The organism is Massilia sp. CCM 8734 (assembly GCF_011682155.1).
In the GTDB taxonomy this organism is placed as follows: Bacteria; Pseudomonadota; Gammaproteobacteria; order Burkholderiales; family Burkholderiaceae_D; genus Telluria_A; species Telluria_A rubra.
In genome coordinates this window covers 61,554-82,955 of sequence record NZ_WHJI01000004.1, presented here as the reverse complement: position 1 = coordinate 82,955, position 21,402 = coordinate 61,554, and the positions used below count along the sequence as shown (strand labels likewise).

At 63.3% G+C, this 21,402-nt stretch carries 13 protein-coding genes and 1 pseudogene; 9 read left to right on the top strand and 5 right to left on the bottom strand.

Going from position 1 to position 21,402, the window contains the following annotated elements:
- The first annotated feature begins 9 nt into the window (after window positions 1-9).
- The 3 genes and pseudogenes from F2P46_RS05445 to F2P46_RS37495 form a co-directional block, all read left to right on the top strand.
- Window positions 10-2,901: a hypothetical protein gene (locus F2P46_RS05445; RefSeq protein ID WP_166885977.1), complete on the top strand. Its 2,892-nt coding sequence runs from the start codon at window positions 10-12 to the stop codon at window positions 2,899-2,901.
- Window positions 2,902-2,921: 20 nt separating this feature from the next.
- Complete coding sequence (locus tag F2P46_RS05440) at window positions 2,922-4,943, top strand: hypothetical protein (protein ID WP_166885975.1); 2,022 nt, start codon at window positions 2,922-2,924, stop codon at window positions 4,941-4,943.
- 13 nt (window positions 4,944-4,956) lie between these two features.
- Window positions 4,957-5,160 (top strand): annotated as a pseudogene (locus F2P46_RS37495) (IS5/IS1182 family transposase); the annotation flags it as partial.
- A gap of 54 nt (window positions 5,161-5,214) precedes the next feature.
- Here the strand turns inward: F2P46_RS37495 and F2P46_RS05435 are convergent.
- A complete protein-coding gene (locus F2P46_RS05435) occupies window positions 5,215-6,441 on the bottom strand; it encodes a serine hydrolase (RefSeq protein ID WP_166885974.1) in 1,227 nt (408 codons plus the stop codon).
- A gap of 88 nt (window positions 6,442-6,529) precedes the next feature.
- Between F2P46_RS05435 and F2P46_RS05430 the strand changes: the two genes are divergently transcribed.
- The 3 genes from F2P46_RS05430 to F2P46_RS05420 all read left to right on the top strand — a co-directional run bounded on the left by F2P46_RS05430 (window position 6,530) and on the right by F2P46_RS05420 (window position 9,790).
- The gene (locus F2P46_RS05430; protein WP_166885972.1) at window positions 6,530-7,189 is read left to right on the top strand and encodes a response regulator; all 660 of its coding nucleotides are present in this window, start codon (window positions 6,530-6,532) and stop codon (window positions 7,187-7,189) included.
- Window positions 7,183-8,547 (top strand): HAMP domain-containing sensor histidine kinase, encoded by a 1,365-nt coding sequence (locus tag F2P46_RS05425; RefSeq protein WP_166885970.1) that lies wholly within the window; start codon window positions 7,183-7,185, stop codon window positions 8,545-8,547. The genes F2P46_RS05430 and F2P46_RS05425 overlap by 7 nt, the downstream gene beginning before the upstream one ends.
- A gap of 190 nt (window positions 8,548-8,737) precedes the next feature.
- On the top strand, window positions 8,738-9,790 hold the full coding sequence (locus F2P46_RS05420; protein ID WP_166885968.1) for a YhcG family protein: 1,053 nt from the start codon (window positions 8,738-8,740) through the stop codon (window positions 9,788-9,790).
- Window positions 9,791-9,862: 72 nt separating this feature from the next.
- Here F2P46_RS05420 and clpP read toward each other — a convergent pair whose 3' ends face one another.
- The gene (clpP, locus tag F2P46_RS05415; protein ID WP_166886337.1) at window positions 9,863-10,486 is read right to left on the bottom strand and encodes an ATP-dependent Clp endopeptidase proteolytic subunit ClpP; all 624 of its coding nucleotides are present in this window, start codon (window positions 10,484-10,486) and stop codon (window positions 9,863-9,865) included.
- Window positions 10,487-10,646: 160 nt separating this feature from the next.
- On the opposite strand from clpP, the gene F2P46_RS05410 reads away from it, so the two are divergent.
- Window positions 10,647-11,345: a sigma-70 family RNA polymerase sigma factor gene (locus F2P46_RS05410; protein ID WP_166885966.1), complete on the top strand. Its 699-nt coding sequence runs from the start codon at window positions 10,647-10,649 to the stop codon at window positions 11,343-11,345.
- 422 nt (window positions 11,346-11,767) lie between these two features.
- Here F2P46_RS05410 and F2P46_RS05405 read toward each other — a convergent pair whose 3' ends face one another.
- On the bottom strand, window positions 11,768-14,353 hold the full coding sequence (locus tag F2P46_RS05405) for a TonB-dependent siderophore receptor (RefSeq protein WP_166885965.1): 2,586 nt from the start codon (window positions 14,351-14,353) through the stop codon (window positions 11,768-11,770).
- Window positions 14,354-14,644: 291 nt separating this feature from the next.
- Window positions 14,645-15,826 (bottom strand): PepSY domain-containing protein, encoded by a 1,182-nt coding sequence (locus F2P46_RS05400; RefSeq protein WP_166885963.1) that lies wholly within the window; start codon window positions 15,824-15,826, stop codon window positions 14,645-14,647.
- Window positions 15,827-15,954: 128 nt separating this feature from the next.
- Here F2P46_RS05400 and F2P46_RS05395 point away from each other — a divergent pair, with 128 nt between their 5' ends.
- The gene (locus tag F2P46_RS05395; RefSeq protein ID WP_166885961.1) at window positions 15,955-18,084 is read left to right on the top strand and encodes a TonB-dependent receptor; all 2,130 of its coding nucleotides are present in this window, start codon (window positions 15,955-15,957) and stop codon (window positions 18,082-18,084) included.
- Window positions 18,085-18,132: 48 nt separating this feature from the next.
- Here F2P46_RS05395 and F2P46_RS05390 read toward each other — a convergent pair whose 3' ends face one another.
- On the bottom strand, window positions 18,133-19,293 hold the full coding sequence (locus tag F2P46_RS05390) for a glycerophosphodiester phosphodiesterase (RefSeq protein WP_166885959.1): 1,161 nt from the start codon (window positions 19,291-19,293) through the stop codon (window positions 18,133-18,135).
- Window positions 19,294-19,499: 206 nt separating this feature from the next.
- On the opposite strand from F2P46_RS05390, the gene F2P46_RS05385 reads away from it, so the two are divergent.
- Window positions 19,500-21,266 carry a M4 family metallopeptidase gene (locus tag F2P46_RS05385; protein WP_166885957.1) on the top strand — a complete coding sequence of 589 codons (1,767 nt, stop codon included), beginning with the start codon at window positions 19,500-19,502 and terminating at the stop codon, window positions 21,264-21,266.
- Window positions 21,267-21,402: the final 136 nt, after the last annotated feature.

Genomic DNA, 21,402 nt, shown 5'->3' with positions numbered 1-21,402 from the left:
GGCAACAAAATGGCTGAAATACCTGTTCAAAACGATGTCTTCAAGTTTCTTGCTTTGCGTCCACCGGCAAAGGTGAAGGAGCGAACGTCAGAGAGTGGCAAACCGCGCCGCATCGTCGACCCGCGACCGCTGGCCGACACGCCGGTCGGCAAGATCATCCGCGACAGCGGCGAGCATGCCGACATCGGACAAATCCTGCCCCGGGTGAAGGAGCTTGTCACACAAATGCAGTGGACGCCCGACATCCACCGTGACGACAGGCTGGTCGTCATCGGGGCCGTGCTCCAGCTTCTTGACGAGCAATTGCGCGATTTCTCTCCTCAAGGCTTTCTCGATGCAATGAAAGAGATACTTGATGCTTCTCCGGATAAACTCGTCCAGACCGAGTCGGCGCGCCAGGACTTGTGGGATCGCCTGCACGCGTTCTATCTGCTCAATCGCGAGGCGCCGGTCAACCTCGAAGAAATCATGGATGGACTGCGTGCTCTCCACGTTGTCGACTTGCTGGCAAACTGCGAGAAGTTCGAGACAGTGGACGATCTTCGGGACGCGCTCCACACGATCGTGCTCCTGCCGGACACGCTTGTACGGATCGCACCGGCGAAGCCCGCCGCGCGCGCGCGGGATCAGGAGCAAGCGAGGCGAGACGAGATTGAACGCGGGCGACTGGCCGGGCTGTGGGCTCAATACGTCGAGTTGAACAAAGCTGCCGAGGAGATTGACCGCTTGCAGCCAACGATCGTGGTGGAGCAAAGCGAACCGGAAGCGATCACGCATAGTCCCGTCCAGGAGGACGGTTCGGGTGCGGACCCGGCGCAGCAGCGTGCCGGACAGCTTTTCAATGTCTCGCTGCGCCGCTCCGCCACGTTTGCCCGGGCCGATATCGATGCCCTGGGCGTCGCCGCGCGCGCCGCCATTGATGTGGCCAGCCAGGAACCAGGGCGCTTCGCCAAGCCTGAGGCACTGGATCGAATTCACCGGGACTTGGCATTCGTCACTGATCAGTTGTTTGCCATCAACGATCCGCGACTGGCGGAGCTCATGCCCAGCGAGGCGATGTCTTTGCCAGCCGCCATCACGCTTAAGGAAAGGAACCGGTTTCAGCCAACGCTTGGCCTGGCTGGGATGCCAAGCCCGTTTCCGTTTCCCTGGTTCCTCAAACCACGCATCCGGCCGCTCGGCATCGGCGATCTGAAGGTCGTCAAGCAGACGCTTGAGCGGTACGTCGCGGGCGAGGCGGCGCACATCGAGAACGTGCTGCAAGGCGAATCGAAGGAGCGCAAACATCGTCGTTTCGACCGATCCGAAGAGATCGTCACCATCGCCCGTGAGAGCGCCGAGGAAACCGAGCGGGACACCCAGACCACCGACCGCTTCGAGTTGAAGAAAGAATCGGAAAAAACCATTCAGACAGATATGAGCATCGATGCGGGCATCACTGTCAGCGCCTCCTACGGTCCGGTCGAATTCGGCGCGTATGCCAATTTCGCGTACAGCCAGTCGACCACGGACACCAGCCGGACCGCGTCGAACTTTGCCCGTGATGTCGTCGACCGCTCGGTGACGCGCATCCAGAAGAAGACCCGCGAGGAACGCATTACAAAGACCATTCATGAGATCGAGGAGATCAACACGCACGGCTTGAACAATGTGGCGGGAGCGGGCCACATCAGCGGGGTTTACCGCTGGGTGGACAAGCACTTCAAGGCGCAGATCTTCAATTATGGCAAGCGCATGATGTTCGAGTTCATCGTGCCCGAGCCCGCCGCCTTCTTCATCTATGCGCAGGGCAACAATCCGGCCAAAAAGATCAACCTCGAGGAGCCTAAAGCGCTCGGCAAGCTCACGCACAAGGACATTACCGAGTCGAGCTACCAGAACTACATCCGCGACTACCGCGTTCAGGGCGTGACGCCGCCGCCTCCCGCCTCCCGCATTCTGAGCATGCCTTTCGATCAGTCCGGCATACAGCCAAACCAAACGACGTCGAAGTCGAGTCGCGATCTGGTGGTGCCTGACGGCTATGTCGCACGGAATTGGTGGGGGCTGTGGAGGGGGAGCGTATGGGCCGGCCATAGTTTTAACTTCATTGTCGGCACTGATTCGGATTTCAAAGGCACGCTCAACCGTGAAGACATGGTCGTGCCGGTGGCGATCCAGACCTTTAACGTGGCTGCTTACGTCGCCACCGTGGAGGTCTACTGCCAGCGCACCGACCGCGCATACGAGGAATGGCAGATCAAGACGTTCGAGAAGATCATGGCCGCGTATCAAGCCGCCGTTGCGCAGTACGAGGACAAACTGCGTGCCGCCGAGGCCCGTCGTGGTGTCGTCATCACCGGTCAGAATCCGGGCATCAACCGTGAGATCGAACGTACCGAGATGAAGAAGCACTGCATTACCACGCTGACCGGTGAACGGTTCCAGAACTTCAATTCGATGAGCGGCAGCCCGCCCGAGATCGACCTCCCGGACGCCGCCGAAGAAGGCCGGTTCATTCAATTCTTCGAGCAGGCGTTTGAGTGGGAGCAGATGACCTATCTGTTCTACCCGTACTTCTGGGGCCGCAAGCAAAATTGGGCAACGCTCTCGACCACATTCGACAACGACCCGCTGTTCACGCGATTCCTGCAGGCGGGTTCGGCCCGGGTAGTCATACCGGTGCATCCCGCCTACAACGATGCGATCCTTTACTACTTGCAGACTGGCGAACTGTGGAATGGCGGCGATCCACCGGTCGTTGACGATCCCCTCTACATCGCGCTGTACGAAGAACTGAAGGCGCAGCAGGACGATCTCGGTGGCGCGGTGGCGGAAGGCGATCCGTGGAAGGTGGTCTTGCCGACCACGCTGGTGTGGCTGCAGCCCGGGGCTGAACTGCCTGACTTTACAAAGACCTGAAACCGATATAAGGAGTCGTCATGGGCGAGATCCTGCGACATGCTGAGGTGTACCGAAACACGGTTGACAAGATCGGTTCATTGCGCCCGGACGAAGAATACATTTACGTGGAGCTGGGAAACTTTCTGACCGATGTTTCCCAGTTCCGCGATCCGTTTGCGCATATGTTGGCCAAGCGTACTATCTGGGGGAAGGCGACACGCTCCAACTGGTTTCTCTCCGTTTTGTCATCGATTCCGATCATCAGCATTCTCACCGATGTGATTCTCGACATTGCGGATGTCGACGAGTGGCTCAATCAACTCATGGGGGAACATGAACCGCCAGACAAGCGTTACGGCAAGCTCGCCGCCTATTTTGAAAACGTCATCCTCGGCATCAGCCATGTCATCTTTGCCGACGATATTCCGAAGAGGGAAACGGTGCGTTCGATGCTGCCAGCGCAGTTCCAGGACACGCCGCTGATACCGGCGGCCGAGGTGGATCGGGTCTTTCGCCGCTTTTTCACACAGTACTACCCTCACGAACACTGTGACTACCCGCCTTACGTCATGCATGGCGAACAGCGGGTGTTCAACCGGATGTACCGGAGAGGCCCGCGCGGTGTGATCGGATTTGTCGAGGAGTACCTGCGGTTTTTGTCGGAAGACTTAAGCAAGCTGGAACTGGCCTGGAAAGAGAAACGCAGTGCATCGAAGACCAGTCCTGAGCGCCACGACCTCCTTGTTTCTTTCGGTAAGCTGCTGCACGTCGTCGAGGACTACTTCTTTCATTCCAACTATACCGAACTGCACCTGTGGAATGCGGAACGCCGCAAGTATTCCTCGGCGGAAGCTGAGGATGTCTTTAAAGCCAGGTTCGCCCGCGAGGCGCTGCGCTCCTACCAACACTATCCGGGCTACACCGGGTACGATTCCGCTGCCATCGGCGCCGACCCCGAAGCGGGTGGCCACACGCGTTGGCGTCGCAGGCTCATGCGGCGGCTTCGCTATCCGCTGTACGTGCCCCCGAATCGCCTGAGCGACGCCGGGTCCTTGCCCAGCCTCGATCTCACCTATCCCGGCGGTTTCGAGAACAAAGACATGTTCCATACCATGGCCGGCGCCCTCGAGAACTTGGAAGCGTTACTCGCAGGCTTCGATCGTCTTGCAAAGGAGGTGCCGCCGCCGCTGCGCGCGGCCCTTGGCGTGCCAGGTTCCGGACCGCTCCGCGACAGTGATCTGGTGCTCGTTCGTACGCTCTTGAACAAGGATGAGCGCACCCGGATGGATGACGATAACGATTATCTTCAAGGCCAGCTCGTGCGGCATATTGAACAGATCAACTCGGGGGTTTACGAGAACAACATTGCACTTTTTCAGGCGGCGGGCTTTCTGAATCAGCAGGCGGCCGACGCCTTCCGTCGCGCATTTTCGATCGACAAGGGCGTGGAGGCCATGCATAGTCGAACACCGGGGTGCGGTGGATTTCTTATCCAGTTCCTTGCTGAAGCGCAAGGAGAGTTGAATGACAGCCGCCGCCATTCCGCCCGCCTCGACGCTGAACACATGGGTAAACCAAACGAAGGTAATGTGTTCGATGAACGCACCGACAATGGCGCCTCCAGCGAATCGATCGGAACGCATACGCTGCTCGCCAAAGATACGCCGAAGAGCCAGCCACTGCACGAAGACGCCGAGGTTCTGGGAAAGTATGCCTCGCTCAGCGTCGTTCAGCTGATGCTCAAGGAGATCAACGACAACCCCGACACAGGAACCGGACTCGACTGGGACCGCATATTGCAACATCTGATTCGATTCCCCCACGCGCGGCCAGGTATGTGGGAAACACAAGCACTGGCTTTCTTCAGGCAGAATGCGAACAACCCGGGTTTCAGCGACGTGCAGGACCGCCCGGAGTATCCGCGGATAAGCGTGGCCGACCCGGATGGTCGCTTGCTGGCACGGCGCAACGGTACCCGCCGCACTGAACTGGAACAAATGTACGTCAAGCTCGAAGAAAAAGCAGATCGATTCATGAGGCTCAACATCATTCCGGGATGACATGACGCCGTGCCAGGCGATGAGCTATGATCGCATGCAAAAGGCGGAGCGTGAACGAAAGGAGCAAGTCGACGCGTTGCTGGCCAGGCCGGCGGATGCGGCCGAAAAGAACGCGCCGGAACTCGACATCCAGGCACAGATCGCAAGGCGGGAGGACCGCCTTGCCGTCATCCGCGCAGCCCGTGCGCGCCTTGAAGATCGCCAACGCCAGGCCGATATCGCGCGGGAACTGTCTGCCGCGCAGACTGCCTGGCAGGCGCGTATCGCTTATCTACAGGCCCGCGTCCGTGAGGACCGCCTCGATCCGCCGCAGCGCCTGCATCTGGTACGAGGCCTCGCCCGAGGGATTGGCCTCGTCCAGCTTGTTCATCATGACGGCGTAGCTGACCCCCGACGGCAGTTGGCGCAGCACGGTTGCCACGCCGGGATCGGCGCCGCTGAAGCCGCCATTGTTTTTCGCGCCGGCCAGCGGCACCCCGTCCGGAATGCGGTAGTGGGCCGCGAACAGCGCCATCGCCCTGGCGGTGGTGATGGTCGAACCGGTCGCAAACCAGTTATCGGCGCGGATGGCGCCGTCGAGCGCCAGCACGGTGGTGCCGGGGACGAAGACGCTCGGCGCCGTCACCGTCGTGATGTAATCCGGTTCGCGCGGATGGCGGTCGCGCAGCAAGGAGCGCATGCCCTCGAAGTCGGCCTTCTGCACACCGAGCGGCCCCATGATCTTGTCTTGAACATACGGTATGTAGCCCACCCCGGACGCCTTTTCGATGATACGGCCCAGTAACAGATAGCCAAAATTCGAATACGCGGTGCGTGTGCCGGGGGCGAAATCGAGCTGCCCGCGCAGGACGAAGCGGATGATGTCGTCCTGTTGCGGCGGCGCGCGCAAGCCGAGCGACTGCCCGATGTCGAACTCGGACACCATCGGGTCGCCGCTGATGGCGGCATCCCAGCCGCCTTGATGTTCCAGCAGTTGCGCGACCGTGATCGAGGCCATCCGGCCATCCGGCGCGGCCGCCAGCAGCGCGGGCGCCAGCCAGCATGGTGCGTTGGTCCCGCTGCAAAACACATGGTCGGTGAGCGCCAGTGCGCCCTCGCGCGCCAGGGTCTGGATCGCCGCGGCGGTGACCGGCTTGACGATGCTGGCGGTGATGAACATGGCGTCGGCCGGCAGGGGAAGCTGGCGGGCGCTGTCGCGGTGCCCGTAGCCACGCTCGGCCAGCATGACGCCATCCCTGGCGACGGCCACCGTCGCCGCGCTGATGCCGTTGGCGGCCATGAAGGGCTTCATGGCGGCGTCGATCCTGCCATTCAGGTCGGCGCTGCAGGCCAGCAGTTCGGGCACCGATGCGCCGGGATGCTGCGCGACGCAGACGAGCGACTTGCCGGCGTTCGCGGCCGGATCGTTGGCGCCGCCGCCACATCCGGCCAGCATGGCGAGCATGGCGACGCCCGACACCGACTGCGTTACTGCGGGTAGATACGATAACAAGGTCATGCGATTCCTTCGTCAGATCATCAGAAGGCGCCATTATTGCAAGCGCAGTCTTTTCCAATTCTTAAGATTGGCGCACCTATAATGGGCAATGCACATACTTATCATTGAAGACGATCTCGACCTCGGTCGAGCCCTGCAAAAGGCGCTCAAGCTGGAAGGCTTCAGCAGCGAGTGGCTGCGCCGCGCCGGTGACGCGCCGCGCACCTTCGAGGGCCTCCATTACGCCTGCATCCTGCTCGACCTGTCGCTGCCGGACGGCGACGGGCAAGCGCTGCTGACCCGCTGGCGCGGCGAGGGCGTCGCCATCCCCGTCATCATCATGACCGCGCGCGCCGCATTGGAAGAGCGCTTGGCGGGGCTCGACGGCGGTGCGGACGATTTCATCGTCAAGCCGTTCGCCACGGTGGAACTGGCCTCGCGCATGCGCGCCGTGCTGCGGCGTTATGCGCAGCAGTCCAGGCAAGTGTGGACCATCGGCGAGCTGGAAATCGAGCCGAAGGCACATCTGGCGCGGTTGGCGGGAAGTCCCGTCGACCTGTCGCGCCGCGAATTCCAGCTGCTGCTCGAACTGGCGCGCGAAGCGGGCGTCGTGGTGTCGAAAAGCGCCCTGTCCGAGCGCCTCGAGCCGCTCGGCGAGCCGGTCAACTTCGGCGCGATCGATGTGCATGTCTTTAACCTGCGCGGCAAGATCGGCGGCCACCGGATTCGCACCGTGCGCGGCGTTGGTTACATGCTCGTCCCGTGCTGAATTTTTTGCGCCCCACGCTGGTCAGGCGCGTGGTCCTGTCGTTGTTGATGGCGTTTGCGATCGCCTGGCTATTGTTGTTGGCGGTGATGTACGTCAGCGCCAACGACCAGGCAGCGGAAGACAAGGGCGTCGAGGATGTGGGGCGGGGACTGGTCGCATCGCTGGCGCGGCTCGACAATGCGGGAGAAGCGCGCGCCGTCGCCGCCGCCACGTCGGAACAAATCGACCTGCTTTACCGCGCCAACGACATTCCCGTCGTGATGTTGATCGAACTGGCCGACCAGGATGGAACGCGCCTGTACCTGTCGCCCGCAGCCGGTTCCGCGCGCCTCGCCGGCGACACGCGCGCGCTGACCACGACCCTGGTCAATGGCCGCACGTTCCGGGTGTTCAAGGGCGGGGCAGGGCGCTGGTCGGTGGCGCTTGCCGTGTCGCGGGTGGACGATACCTTTTTGCTGCTGACGCTCGGGCGCGACCTGGTCGCTTACCTGCTCATTGCGTTCCCGTGCTTCCTGCTGCCGGTCTGGATCGCGGTGTCGCGCGGCATGCGCCCGCTGCGGCAACTGAGTGAACTGATTGCCGCGCGCGGCACCGACGACATGTCGCCCACCGGCGTCGATCCGGCGTATGTGGAACTCAAGCCGCTGGCGGGCGCGCTGGACCGTTTCCTTGCGCAGCTGCGCGAAAAGATCGCGCGCGAACATGGCTTTGTGCAGGACGCCGCGCATGAATTGCGCACGCCGATGGCGGTCATTTCCGCCCAGGCCCACGTGCTGGCCTTCGAGCCCGACCCCGAGGGGCGGCGCGAGGCGCAGCGCCATCTCGATCATGCAATCGCGCGCGCATCGCACCTGATTGGGCAGTTGCTGGCGCTGGCGCGGGTGGACGGCGCGCGCCAGGGCGAGACCGCCATCATCGACGTGGCCCATCTGGTGCGGCATCACCTGGCGCGGGCGGCGCAGGCGGCGATGGACAAGGACATCGAACTGGCCCTGGAAGCGCCCGAGCGCTTGCCGTTCACACTGGAAGTGCAGGCGTTTCAATCGATCCTGGACAACCTGCTCGATAACGCGCTGCGCTATGCGGGTGCGGGCGCGAATGTGGTCGTCGGACTGGATCGGGAAGACGGCTGCCTGACGCTCGCCGTGGCCGATGACGGGCCGGGGATTGCACAGGCCGACCTGGCGCATGTGTTCGAGCGCTTTTACCGCGCCAGGTCGCAGGATACGACCGGCTCGGGCCTCGGCCTGGCGATCGTCAGGCAGGCCGCCTTGCGCATGAACGGCACGGTCGCACTCGAGCCGGGACCGGGCGGGCGCGGTTGCCGATTTGTCGTGCGGATCGCGGCGCCGCGCTAAAGGGCTTGCGGCGGCCGGCGGCTGGCGCGCCGGGCCGTCGTTCGCGTCGCTGTGTTTCTTGAACAGTCGATCCGGGCATGGAGTCTCGCGCGCCATCTCAAGAGCGCACTAATGGAACAAAAGCTGCGTCAAGGTGTCCAACATCAGACCAGTACCCGTTTAGCGGCATATCTCCTGGAGCATCCACGACATGAGCAAATCAACCCTGCTTTCCGGCGCAGAACGTGATCTTCCTGAATTGTTATCCGCAATTGGCGAACTGATCCGCCTTTCCCGGCAGCGCACGCTGCGAGCCGTCGACATGATTCAGGTGCAAACCTGTTGGGAGGTGGGCCGGCATATTGTCGAGTTCGAGCAAGGCGGGGTGGCGCGCGCTACTTATGGGAAGCGCCTGGTGCCTGAATTAGCCAAGTCGCTGACGGCGGAGTTTGGCAAAGGATTTGACGTGAGCAATTTGCGTCACATGCGCGGCTTTTACCTGGCATTTCCAATTCACGACGCAGTGCGTCGTGAATTGAGTTGGACCCACTATCGCACACTGTTGCGGGTAGAGAGCGACACGGCGCGCGCGTGGTACATGCATGAGGCGGCGGAGCAGAACTGGAGTTCGCGTGCGCTCGAACGTCAGATCGGCACGCTGTACTACGAACGTTTGCTGGCCAGCCAGGACCGCGCAGCCGTCAAGCAGGAGGCCGACGAAAAAGTGGCCGCCCTCAAGGGCGGACCACGCGAATTCCTGCGCGATCCGGTCTTACTGGAGTTTCTCGGGCTACCCGCAAGCGGAATCGTGTTGGAGAGCGAGCTCGAACATGCGTTGATGGATCAGCTTCAGGGCTTCCTGCTCGAACTGGGCAAGGGTTTCGCTTTTGTCGCACGGCAGCAGCGCATCAGCACCGAGAGCCGTGATTTCTACGTCGACCTGGTGTTTTATAACTATTTGCTCAAGTGCTTTGTCATCTTCGATCTCAAGCGGGGGGAACTGAGTCATCAGGATATCGGCCAAACCGACATGTATGTCCGCATGTACGATGAACTCAAGCGCGGCCCGGACGACAATCCCACTGTGGGCATCATCCTGTGTACGGATAAAGATGCTTCAATCGTTCGCTACTCAGTGTTGAACGGCAATGAGCAGCTGTTCGCCAGCAAATATCGATTCGTTTTGCCCACCGAGGAAGAGTTGCGTGCCGAACTCAACCGAACGTGCACGCAGTTTCATGACACGCGTCCATTGGACAAGTAATTGCCGGGTTTACCGTCCGCACGATTGCACCAGCTGGCAGCGCAGGCCTCCCCGATCATGCATGTTCGGTCGTCACAGGCCGCCCTGACCGTCGCGGGTGGCAAGCACGCGGTCGATCAGGCCATATTGCGCGCCCTGGTCGGCCGACATGTAATTGTCGCGGTCCGAATCCTTCTCGATTTGCGCCAGCGTTTGCCCTGTGCGTTCGGCGTAGATCGTGTTGAGGCGGTGACGCAGGTACAGCACTTCGCGCGCCTGGATCTCGATGTCGGCGGCCACGCCTTGCGATCCGCCATGGGGCTGGTGCATCATCAGGCGCGCATTCGGCAGGGCGTAGCGCTTGCCGATTGCGCCGGCCGCCAGCAGGAACGAGCCCATGCTGGCGGCAAAGCCCGTGCACAGCGTCGACACATCCGGTTTGATGAACTGCATCGTGTCGTAGACCGCCATGCCGGCATACACCGAGCCGCCCGGCGAATTGATGTAGAGCGAAATGTCCTTGTCGGGATTGTCCGATTCGAGGAACAGCAATTGGGCGACGATCAGGTTGGCCGATTGCTCGCTTACTTCGCCCACCAAAAAGATCACGCGTTCTTTCAGCAGGCGCGAGTAAATGTCGAAGGCGCGCTCGCCGCGCCCTGTTTGTTCTATGACGGTGGGCACCAGGCCGAGCGCTTGTGGAAAAGTGGAAGTCATCATGGTCCTTTTGCGGTAGAGTCGAATCACGGAGTCGATTGTGCCCGCTTGACGCCTGCGGACCGGCGCGGTGTGACAGCAAAGATATATATTGTTGGCGTGTCACACCCGGCCTGTGCCGGGCGTCAAGTGGCGCCAACGTCCATAAAGGAGATTCCCGATGACGCACCCGACCGATACCGACGGCGCCCTGTTCGAACAGCTGCGACCGCGCCTGAAAGCGATCAGTTGCCGCATCGTCGGCAGCGAGGCGGAAGCCGAGGACATCGTGCAAGACTGTTTTTTCAAGTGGCACGGCGCCGAACAGGCGGCGCTGGCGACCCCGGCAGCCTGGCTGACCACGGTCGTGCAGCGCCAGTCGATCGACCGCCTGCGCAAGCGCGCCCGCGACGCGGCGGCGGCGCACAGCGCCATGGAACTGGCGCCCGCCGTCGCTTGCGCGCCGCCCGAAGATGGCTTGCTGCGGCGCGCCGAACTGGGCGAGGCGCTCGCTCGCCTGCTGGCCTGCCTGTCGCCATCGGAGCGCCTGGCCCTGGTCCTGCATGAGGTGTTTGAGTGCGGGCATGCCGACATCGCCGCCGCGCTCGGCACAACACCCGTCAATGCGCGCCAGTACCTGACCCGCGCCAGGCGGCGGCTGCGCGAGGATGAGGGGGAAGCGCCGGCCAGCGAAAAACTCTGCCGCGAGCTGATCCGCCGCTTCCAGGCCGCGATCAACGGCATCGACGTGCCGGCGATGGTGTCCTTGCTCGGTGATGAACAGCCCGTGTCGGTGCACGAAGCACCCCGCTTGCGGATACCCGCGGGTGCCTGTGCCAACGATGCCTTGTACTGGTGCGACCTGGCCCTGGCTGCCTAAGGTTCAGGTGTCGCGTGGCGCGGACAATGACTCGATGCCATATGAAAACGAGACAAATTTTCCGTGTCGTACATTCGCAGGTAGTCCAAACGCCTTCCGATGGAGCCTGCAAACGCACCGACGTTGATCCGGACGCTGAACGTGTCGGGGAGGAGAACCGCATGCGCCCCGCGCTTCGGTCGCTTGCCGGTGTACGGGAAAGGTTCGCCGGATTCGAATCCGGTTTCATGCCAGGCGGGCGCGGGGATCACGAGCAGAGCGACAGGGAAGCGTTATAGGGTCGGCGAACGCGACTTTACACTTCACGGGCCGGTACAGTTTGATTCAAACGACCAGCCCGGTCACGAATGCCCGCGTCACCAGCGCATCTCTCCCGCGCCGTTTCAAGGCGGGAAAACCGCACTGGCGACATCAACACTGCATCAAAAACGCACGTTCAGCGACATATTGAACATGCGCCCCAACTGGCTGAAATGCGAGCCATCGTAGGTCACGATCGGATAACGGCCGTTAAACGTGATCAGGTTGACCTGGGTTTCGCGCGGGGTCATGCCGGTCTTCGGATCCCTGGCCGTGCTGGCGAGGATCTCGCTGCCCTTGGCGGTGTTGTTGACGGCCTTTAACTCCCACTTCGGCAGCACGTCGAACAGGTTGTTGACGTTGAACGACAGCGTGGTGTTGTTGCTCAGTTGGTAGTTGAGGGCGAAGTCGGTCACGTTGCGGGTCTTGAACTTGAGCTCCAGGTTCTCGTCCAGGCCGGCATTGCGGAACTGGGTCGGGCCGTACACGGTGTTGTTGAGCGAGAAGTTGAACTTGCTGTAATCGAGATCGAGACCGAGCACCGTCTTGTGCTTCGGGCGCGAGGTGAACATCAGCGCTTCCTGGGTTGCGTCGAGCACCGACTGGCGCGCGGCGGCAATCGCGGCCGGGTTGTTGATCGCGCCGTCACGCTCGTTTTTCAGCGTGTAGTTGCCCGACAAATTCACCGCCAGCTTGCCGTCCAGGGCCGGAATATTCCTGCGGCTGACCACATAGTCGATCCCCGAGGTCTGGCTGTCGAGCGCGTTGGCGAAGAAACTGAGCGACACCACGCCGCCGGCGGCGAGGATCTTGTCCAGTTCCTGCGCCGGGTCGCCGGTCGGCTTGATTTCCTTGCCCAGGATGATGCGGTCTTTCAGCGCGATGTGATAGTAGTCGAGCGTGATGCTGGTGTTGGCGTCGGGCGTGAGGCCCAGTCCCAGCGTGATGTTCTTCGACTTCTCGGCCTTGAGTTGCGGCACGTTGAGCGCGCGCGCTTCGGCCGACTGGTTGTTGGTCAGGCCCGATACCTGGATGCCCGAACCGGCCACGAACGCGTACTGCTTCTTCTGGGTATAAATCTGGTGCAGCGACGGCGCCCGGAAACCGCTCGAGAGCGAAGCGCGCAAGGTGACCATGTCGCTGACCTTGTAGCGGGTGCTGAGCTTGCCGACAGTGGCGTTGCCGAAGTCGCTGTACTTTTCATAGCGCCCGGTCAGGTCGACCAGCCACTGCTTGCTGATGTCGAACATGCTGCCGCCGTACACGCCGTAGTTCTTGCGGTCGGCCGAGAGTGCGTTTTCCGGCATGTTGCCGGCGTACGAATCGGCGCCGCCGGCCGTGTAGGAAGCGAATTCGCCGGCGATGACATCGTACTTTTCCTTGCGCAGTTCGGTACCGGCGTACACGTTGACGGCCTCGGTCAGCTGGCGCGACACGTCGGCGTTGACCACCGTGTGGCGAAAGCGCGTGCCGCCGGCGTCGAAGCTGGTCGGCGAGCGCGGGCCGGGGGTCTTGCCCGCAGCGATGGCGTCGAGGCGCGCGTTTTCGATGCCCCGGTTGACCGAGTTATGCACTTCATAGGCTTGCTTGTTGCCGCCGATGGTCACGCTGACGTCCGCATTCCAGTCGCCCAAGGTGAACTTGGCGCCGAGGGTCGCGTTGTAGTCGTCCAGTTTGCCGATGAACTGCGGTCCGTAGCCGGTATATGGGGTGCCGCTCGCGTGCAGCAGGCCGAAGTCGGTATCGCGCCAGTACGGCGTGCGGTAGTTGGCGAAGCTGTCGACCTGCTTCTTGACGTAGGCCGCGTTGCCGTAAATGTTGAAGTCGTCGGTGATGTCGAGACGGCTGTTGACCAGGAACTTGTTGGCGCGCGTTTTGGGCGAGCCGTTGATGTTGCCGGCGGTAGGAGTTTGGGCCAAGAATGGCAGTACATCCTTTTGCAGGTTGGCGCCGAAGTCGGCGGCGTCGCCGCGTCCGTCGACCAGCCCTGAGCGTTCGGCCAGGCCCACCTTCGACACGTCGATGGTGTAGTTGACGAAACCCTTGTCGGACAGACGGATGCCGTGGTTCAGGCTCAGGGCGCCCATTTTGCCATCGCCTTCGCCGGTCACGCCGGCGCGCGCGGTCAGCGAGCCGCCTTCGGGATTGTCTTTCAGGATGATGTTGACCACGCCCGAAATCGCGTCCGAGCCATATTGGGCCGAGGCGCCGTCGCGCAGCACTTCGATGCGCTTGATCGCGTCTTGCGGAATGGCCGAGATGTCGGAGCCGCTTTCGCCGCGCCCGGGCGAGGTCTGGGTGTAGATCAACGCGCTCGAATTCTTGCGCTTGCCGTTAATCAGGATCAGCGAACGGCTCGGTCCCATGTTGCGGATCTCGTAAGGGTCGAGCAGGGAGGTGGCGTCGTTGACGGGTGTTTGCACGGTGTTAAAGGACGGCACGCGCATGCCGAGGGCCTTGTCGAGCGAAATCTGGCCGGTCTTGTTCAGGTCTTTGGTGTTGATGATGTCGACCGGAACCGGGGCATCGACGACCGTGCGCTGCGAGCCGCGGCTACCGGTGGAAACGATCACGACTCTCTGGATGTCGTCCGGTTTGCTGGCGGCGGGGGCGGAAGTGTCTGGAGCGGCTGCTTGAGGCGCAGGTTCTTGCGCGACAGCAGTGCCGGTGGACAACAGCATGACGGCAATGGGAAAAGTCTTCTTCATTTAAATCTCTCTTTGCGAATGCAGTTCGAACGAGATAAGCCCAGGCTGGCGCCTGACCCCGAGTTGGGAAAGCGGATGAAAAATGGGACCTTTGCAGCCGTCATCGAATATATTGCTGAGCGACGAGTGCCGACCTAATTTATAGGCAGAATATGAAAATGTCTATGAGATTGACAAATAGCACGGGGAGAGTGATCGGAATACAACGAGGTGCATTCAGGAAATTCGGCGTCGCGCAGCTTAAACCATATAAACAGTTTGCCGGAAAAATAATGATGAATCGCCGCCGGATCAGCCGGCAACGACCTTGGCCTTGCGCTTTTTGGGCCTGTGCAGTTTGATCCAGATGACCAGCCCGGTGACGAAGAACATCAGCGGCACGATGCCGAAGATGCTGATAAACGTGCGCCCGGCCAGGCCGAAGGCTTCGCCGGTATGCAGCGGGAACATCCAGCCCAGGAAGCGCTCGCCGGCCGGCGCGCGCAGCGGATCGACCGTGCGCAGCACCGTGCCGTCGCCGGCGTCGACCGACACGCGCGTGGCGCCATCGCCGGCGCGCACCTCATCGGGCTGGCGCAGGCGGATTTCGTAGGGTTGGCCGGGCTTGGCCGGCATGGCCACGCGCGAGACGCGCGCCTGCGGAAACCGGGCCTGCGCCGCCGCCATCGCAGCGTGCGGCGCGATCGGCGCCGTGCCGGGAGCGCTGCGGTTGGCCGCCTTGCCGTTCGGCGCCAGGGGCGCGAGCGCGCCGACGATGGGCAGCACCCACTGCGGCATATTGAAGTACACGCCCGACACGGCCAGCACCAGCAACACCGGCGCGGCGAAAAAGCCGCCGGCGCGGTGCAGCTGGAAGTTAAAGCGCGGCCAGTTGCCGCCATGGCGCACCGTCAGCGCGCCCTTGATGGCGAGCGCCGTCATGCGCGGCCACCACAGCACGATACCGGTCAGCGAGAGCAGCAGCAGCGCCACGCCGGTCACGCCGATCACGGTCTTGCCGGTCTCGCCGGCCACCAGGTAGCGGTGAATGTGAAACAGGGTCGACATCAGCTGCGGGCGCGAGAAACCGAGGCCGCCCCAGGTGCGCTCGCCGGTCACGATCAGGGTGGCCGGGTCGAGCATCACCTGGCGCGAGATCGCCACGTTCCAGGTCGAAGCCTGCTGTGCCGGATCGCGGTACCACGCCACGAACACGTCGCCGGCGCGCTCGGGCAGCATCAACTGGCTGGGGCGCCCGTACAGCGGATCGGCCAGCAAGCGCTCGCTGGCCGCCTGCACGGTGGCGGGGGCCACGCGCATCGGGCTGCCTTGCGCCAGGCCGGGCGGCGGCGCCACCTGCAGCAGGGTGGGATTGAGCAGCACGTCGAGTTCGTGCATCCACGCCAGCGCGCTGCCGGTCAGCCCCAGCACGACCAGGATCGTCCCGAAAACCAGTCCGGCCCACAGATGGATAAAACGGATCAGCGGTTTCATGAAGGGGAGCAAGCGAGGGCGGGGTGGATCATTTTTAATGCTTCTTGAATAATTGAATGGGAATCGTTATCATTCACATTGTACCCTGAACGTCAACATCTCTGTCCCACCATCAAGGATTTCCCCGTATGCTCCTTCTTTCGCCCCTTTCCCGCGCGGTCGCGCTCGCTTGCCTTTTCATGTCCGCGGTGCAGGCCCAGACCCCGGACGACGCGGCGCAGCCGTCCAGCACCGTGGTGGTGACCGCCACCCGCGGGGCCAAGGCGGTGGACAAGATCCCGGGCGCGATTTCCGTGATCAGCCAGCAAGAGCTGGCCTCGCAATACCTGATCGCCGACGACCCGTCGCAGGCGCTGGCGACCTACGTGCCCGGTTACTCGCCGAGCCGCCAGAAAATGACCTCGGCCGGCGAGTCGCTGCGCGGGCGCCAGCCCTTGATCCTGCTCGACGGCATACCGCAATCGAACCCGCTGCGCGCCGGCTCGCGCGAAGGCTACTTTGCCGACAGCGCCATCATCGAGCGCATCGAAGTGATCAACGGGGCGTCCGCCATGCAGGGCATGGGCGCGACCGGCGGCATCATCAACTACATCACCAAGACCGCGCGCGCCGACGGCACCACGCATGGCTTGAACGTGCGCGCGTCCGGCCAGCTGCGCGCCGATAACCTGGACTGGAAAACCGGCTACAACGTCACCCACAAGGACGGCGGGTTCGACCTGCTCGCCTATGTCGGCATGCAGCGGCGCGGCATGGGCTACGACGGCAATGGCCGGCGCCTGGGCATCGACAACGTCCAGGGCGATACGCTCGACAGCCGCGGCGACGACCTGTTCTTCAAGATCGGCCAGCGCTTCGGCGCCCAGCGCATTCAACTGAGCCTGAACCGCTTCAAGCTGCGCGGCGACGGCGACTACAAGAACGAGCCGGGCGTGGTGGCGGCCGGCGTGCCGACCACATCGCTGCCGGGACGGGCGCCGGGCGAGCCGCCCAAGAACAAGGTGCGCAGCGCCAGCCTCGATTACCGCCACGATGAGTTGTTCGGCGGCGCCTTCAGCGCCCAGTTGTTCACGCACGACTTCGAAGCCCTGTACGGCGCCACGGCCGCATCGACCTTCCAGGATGTGCGCCTGGCGCCCGTCGGCACCCTCAACGACCAGTCGCAGATCGTGGCCGACAAGCGCGGCGCGCGCATGACCTGGGTGCGTCCCGACATGCTGGTGCGCGGCCTGGAAATGACGGTTGGCCTCGATCTTTTGCGCGACAACACCCTGCAGCGCCTGGCCACGACCAACCGCACCTGGGTGCCGCAGTTGCAGTTCGCGTCGAACGCGCCGTTTGCGCAGCTCGAATACGAATTCGGCCCGGTCACGCTGCGCGGCGGCGTGCGCCACGAACAAGCCAGGCTGACGATCGACACCTACACCACGCTGGCGGCCTACGGCAACCGGCAGGTACAGGGCGGCGAGACCGAGTTTTCGAAGTCGGTCAAGAACATCGGCGCGGTGTGGCGCTTTGCGCCGCGCTGGTCGGCCTTTGTCGCCAGCTCGGAAGGCTTCGGCCTGCCCGACGTCGGCCTGGTGCTGCGCGGCGTGAACACCGAAGGCAAGTCGGTGGCGACCCTGATCGACCTGAAACCGATCATCACCCGCAACAACGAAGTGGGCGTCAACTGGCGCGGTGCGAACGGGCAGGTGGGCGTGTCGCGTTACGACTCGCGCTCGAAGCTGGGCAGCGTGCTGCGCGTGAGCGCCACCGGCATCGGCTCGGTCGAACGGGTGCCGACGGTGGTCAAGGGCTGGGAAGTGTCGGGTGACTGGCGTCCCGTCAAAGCGCTGTCGGTGTTCGGCAGCTATGCCGTCACCGACGGCAAGACGGCCGCCGCCCAGGGGACGCCGCTCGACCTGTCCCTGAACGCGCGCGCGCAAGGCCCGGACAAGGGCGTCCTCGGCGCCAACTGGCAGTGGGCGCCGAAAGCGCAGCTGCGCGTGCAGGCGGCGCACCTGCGCGACCGCGACATCAATATCGGGCGCAGAATCGGCACCAGCAACCTGGAAGAGCACTTCAAGGGCTATACGCTGGCCGATATGGCGCTCACCTTCGAGAGCGCCTATGGGCGCTTCGGGGTGAGCCTGGAGAATGTCTTGGACAAGCAGTACGTGGGCTACTACTCGCAGTCGAGCGCCGCGCTGGATGCGGCCGGGACCTATGCAGGCCGGGGCCGTACCCTGGCGCTGAGCTGGAACCGCACCTGGTAAATCGCCGCGCCGAGGGCCGCGTCGCCGCCGGCGGCGCGGCCCCCGGTCTTACTTCTTAAACTGCGTCACGGCGGCGCGGCCCACGGCCGGATCGTCGGTGAAGAAGCCATCGATGCCCGCCTTCAGGTAGGCCAGGATCTCGGCTTCGCCATCGCCGCGCTGGGTCGGCGATGCCGGGTCGCCACGGCGCATGCTCGGTGGCAGGAACGGGTTTTCCGGACGCATGGTCCAGGTATGCACTTTCAGGCCGGCGGCATGGGCGTCGGCCACAAAACTGGTCGGCGCGGCCAGTTCGTTAGCTGCCGTGCGCGGCATGATCACGTCCTTGTAGGGCGAAACCACGTCGGCGTAGGTGGCGATTTCTTTCAGGCCGGCCGGGGTAAGCAGGTCCTTGTAGGTGCTCTTGCTGCCGGCGGCGACAAAATCGTACGGCGCATTGCGCGGCGCGCCGTTGGCGGCGGGCGGGTTGGCCGGATTGTCGATCAGCTGCACGATGCGCATGTCGGTCAGCTTGCGCAGTTCCTTCAGGTTCGCCACTTCGAACGATTGCAGATACACCGCCGCTTCCTTGCCGTGATAGCCGTTGGCGACCAGCAGGTCGACCAGGCGCTTTTCGAGCGGCAGGCCGATCTTCTTGAAATAGGTCGGGTGCTTGGTCTCTGGGTAGATGCCGATGGTCTTGTTGCGCGCTGCGCTCTCTTTCTTTACCAGGTCGATCACTTCCTGCAGGGTCGGCACCTCGAACTGGCCGTCGTAGGCGGCGTTGAGCGGACGGTTGGCGGGAATGCGTTCTTTCGCGCGCAGGGTTTTCAGTTCGGCCAGGGTGAAGTCTTCCGTGAACCAGCCGGTGACGGGAATGCCGTCGATGGTCTTGGTGGCTTTGCGGCTGGCGAATTGCGGCATGCCCGACACATTCGTGGTACCCGAGATCTCATTCTCGTGGCGCGCCACCAGCACGCCATCCTTGGTGGCCACCAGGTCCGGCTCGACGATGTCGGCGCCGTCTTCGATCGCCTTCTGGTACGAGGCCAGCGTGTGCTCCGGACGCAGGGCCGAGGCGCCGCGGTGCCCGGTGACGGTCGGCTGCGGCGGCCAGCTGGTGCCCGGATTTTGCAGGTCGGGGGCATCATCGCCGCCGCAAGCGGTCATCAGGACCGCAACGCTGGCGGCGCACATCAGGGACAGGGTGGTACGGGACGCGTGGTACATCGCAACAGACTCCGATTTGGTGGGAACAAGGGTTAGGACTGCCAAAACGCAGAGAGTAACAAGCTTGCATGACCGTACGATGACGGGGCGCGCCGGGAATTTCGCCTTGTCTTTGCGTTTGAGCAAATTCTTCATGCATGTCTGCTGTGAGAATCGATGTTGCCCGCCCCAATCATGGGGTAGGCCCTTGATACCGGAGATGCCCGATGACAATTCGTCCGACCCTGCTGGCTGTCGCCGTCGCCGCCTTGCACCTGAGCGGCGCGGCCGCGCCGCCGCTGATGAACGGCCCCGTGGCGCCCAATGCCGCCGTGCTGGCCGGCCGCCTCGTGCCGCAACTGGCCGCGCAGCGGGCGCGCCTGGGGCTCGACGACGACCACCACTTCCTGATCGCCAGCGAGCATCCGGGCTTACAGGGTAGCACGGTGGTGCGCGCCCACCATACCTATAAAGGCGTACGCGTGTTCGGTTCCGAATCGGTGGTGCTGCTCGACGCGGCCAGCAAGGTCGTGCGCGAATCGGTCTCGGAGCGGCGCCTGCAGCTGGGCCGTGGCAATGCCGACCAGGCTGGCGCGGCCACGGCAGCGGCCAAGGCCGCATTCAGCGTGCTGCCGGCGTTGTCGGCGGCGCACGCCATCACCTTGGCGCTGCGCTCGGTGCGCGCCGGCGCCGTGCCCGAGATCCCGCCCACGGCCGAACTGATCATCTATCCGCTGGTCTGGAGCGAGCGCCTGCCGGCCGCGCTGGGCAAGGCCGACGACGCCCTCAATGCGCTCGACATGACCGATGTGGTGGTCGGTTACGAGCTGGCCTGGCTGGTCGCCACGCGCCTGCGCGCCGGGCCGCAGCCGGTTTACCACGACACCGTGGTCAGCGCCGGCAGCGGACGCATCCTGGCGCAGTGGAGCATGCTGCAAAGCGCCATCGGCAAGGGCAAGAGCCAGTACAACGGCGAGGTGCCGCTGAGCACCAGCGAGGGCGGCGCCGGCTTTCGCATGCTCGACCCGCTGCGCGCCAAGGGCGGCAAGTTCGGCGGGCTGGCGGTCACCAACGCCGATCACGGCACCAAGGCCGGCGAGCTGTTTACCAACAGCAGCAACAACTGGGGCGATGGCAAGCAATACCTGGCCGGCGGCAGCACCACCGACGCCAACGGCCAGACGGCGGCGGTGAACGCCATGTGGGGCCTGGCCAACACCTACGACATGCTGAAAAACACGCTGGGCTGGCATGCGCTGGACGGGCAGGACACGGCCACCTACATCGCCGCGCATGTCAACACCGCCTACGACAACGCCTACTACAGCGACGCCTGCAAATGCATGTTCATCGGCGACGGCTCGACCTTCAACAGCCTGGGCGCGCTCGACGTGGTCGGCCACGAAATGGGCCACGGCGTGACCGACGCCACCTCGCGCCTGGTGTACGCGGGCGAGCCGGGTGGGCTGAATGAATCGTCGTCCGACATCACCGGGGAAGTGGTGGAAGCGTATGCGCGCGCCGGCAAAGGCGGCGCCCTGATTCCGGCCGAGGGCAACGACTGGATGATCGGCAAGGAAATCAGCAAGGTCGGCACGCCCCTGCGCTATATGATTCGTCCGAGCAAGGACGGCACCAGCCCGGATGCCTGGTCGGCCAGGCTGCGGCGGCTCGACGTGCACTATAGCAGCGGCCCGAACAACCGCATGTTTTACTTCCTGGCGCAAGGATCGAACGCGGACCCGGCCAGCGAGGCCCACAGCACTTTTCTCACCGGCACGCCGCAGGCGATGAGCGGCATCGGCCTCGACAAGGCGTACCGGATCTGGTTCAACGCCGCCACCACGCGCTTTACCTCCAGCACCGGCTACAAGGATGCGCGCGCCAAGATGCTGGCCGCAGCCGAGGAACTGTATGGCAAGGACAGCAAGGAAGCGGTGGCCGTGCAGCGCGCCTACGCGGCCGTCAATGTGGGGGAAGATCGCAACGAGTAATGGCAATTTGCCAATGGTTCCAGGCGAAAAATGTGTACCGTTGGAACTATTTTACTGCCAGCATAATGTGCGTTGGGAAATCAGGTTTACAATCGACGGGCGCGCCGGATCAGTCCGGCGTGCCCGTTTTCTTGTT

Coding starts and splice junctions, on each gene's coding strand:
- F2P46_RS05445 (WP_166885977.1), top strand. CDS start 10: ATGGCTGAAATACCTGTTCAAAACGATGTCTTCAAGTTTCTTGCTTTG.
- F2P46_RS05440 (WP_166885975.1), top strand. CDS start 2,922: ATGGGCGAGATCCTGCGACATGCTGAGGTGTACCGAAACACGGTTGAC.
- F2P46_RS05435 (WP_166885974.1), bottom strand. CDS start 6,441: ATGACCTTGTTATCGTATCTACCCGCAGTAACGCAGTCGGTGTCGGGC.
- F2P46_RS05430 (WP_166885972.1), top strand. CDS start 6,530: ATGCACATACTTATCATTGAAGACGATCTCGACCTCGGTCGAGCCCTG.
- F2P46_RS05420 (WP_166885968.1), top strand. CDS start 8,738: ATGAGCAAATCAACCCTGCTTTCCGGCGCAGAACGTGATCTTCCTGAA.
- clpP (WP_166886337.1), bottom strand. CDS start 10,486: ATGACTTCCACTTTTCCACAAGCGCTCGGCCTGGTGCCCACCGTCATA.
- F2P46_RS05410 (WP_166885966.1), top strand. CDS start 10,647: ATGACGCACCCGACCGATACCGACGGCGCCCTGTTCGAACAGCTGCGA.
- F2P46_RS05405 (WP_166885965.1), bottom strand. CDS start 14,353: ATGAAGAAGACTTTTCCCATTGCCGTCATGCTGTTGTCCACCGGCACT.
- F2P46_RS05400 (WP_166885963.1), bottom strand. CDS start 15,826: ATGAAACCGCTGATCCGTTTTATCCATCTGTGGGCCGGACTGGTTTTC.
- F2P46_RS05395 (WP_166885961.1), top strand. CDS start 15,955: ATGCTCCTTCTTTCGCCCCTTTCCCGCGCGGTCGCGCTCGCTTGCCTT.
- F2P46_RS05390 (WP_166885959.1), bottom strand. CDS start 19,293: ATGTACCACGCGTCCCGTACCACCCTGTCCCTGATGTGCGCCGCCAGC.
- F2P46_RS05385 (WP_166885957.1), top strand. CDS start 19,500: ATGACAATTCGTCCGACCCTGCTGGCTGTCGCCGTCGCCGCCTTGCAC.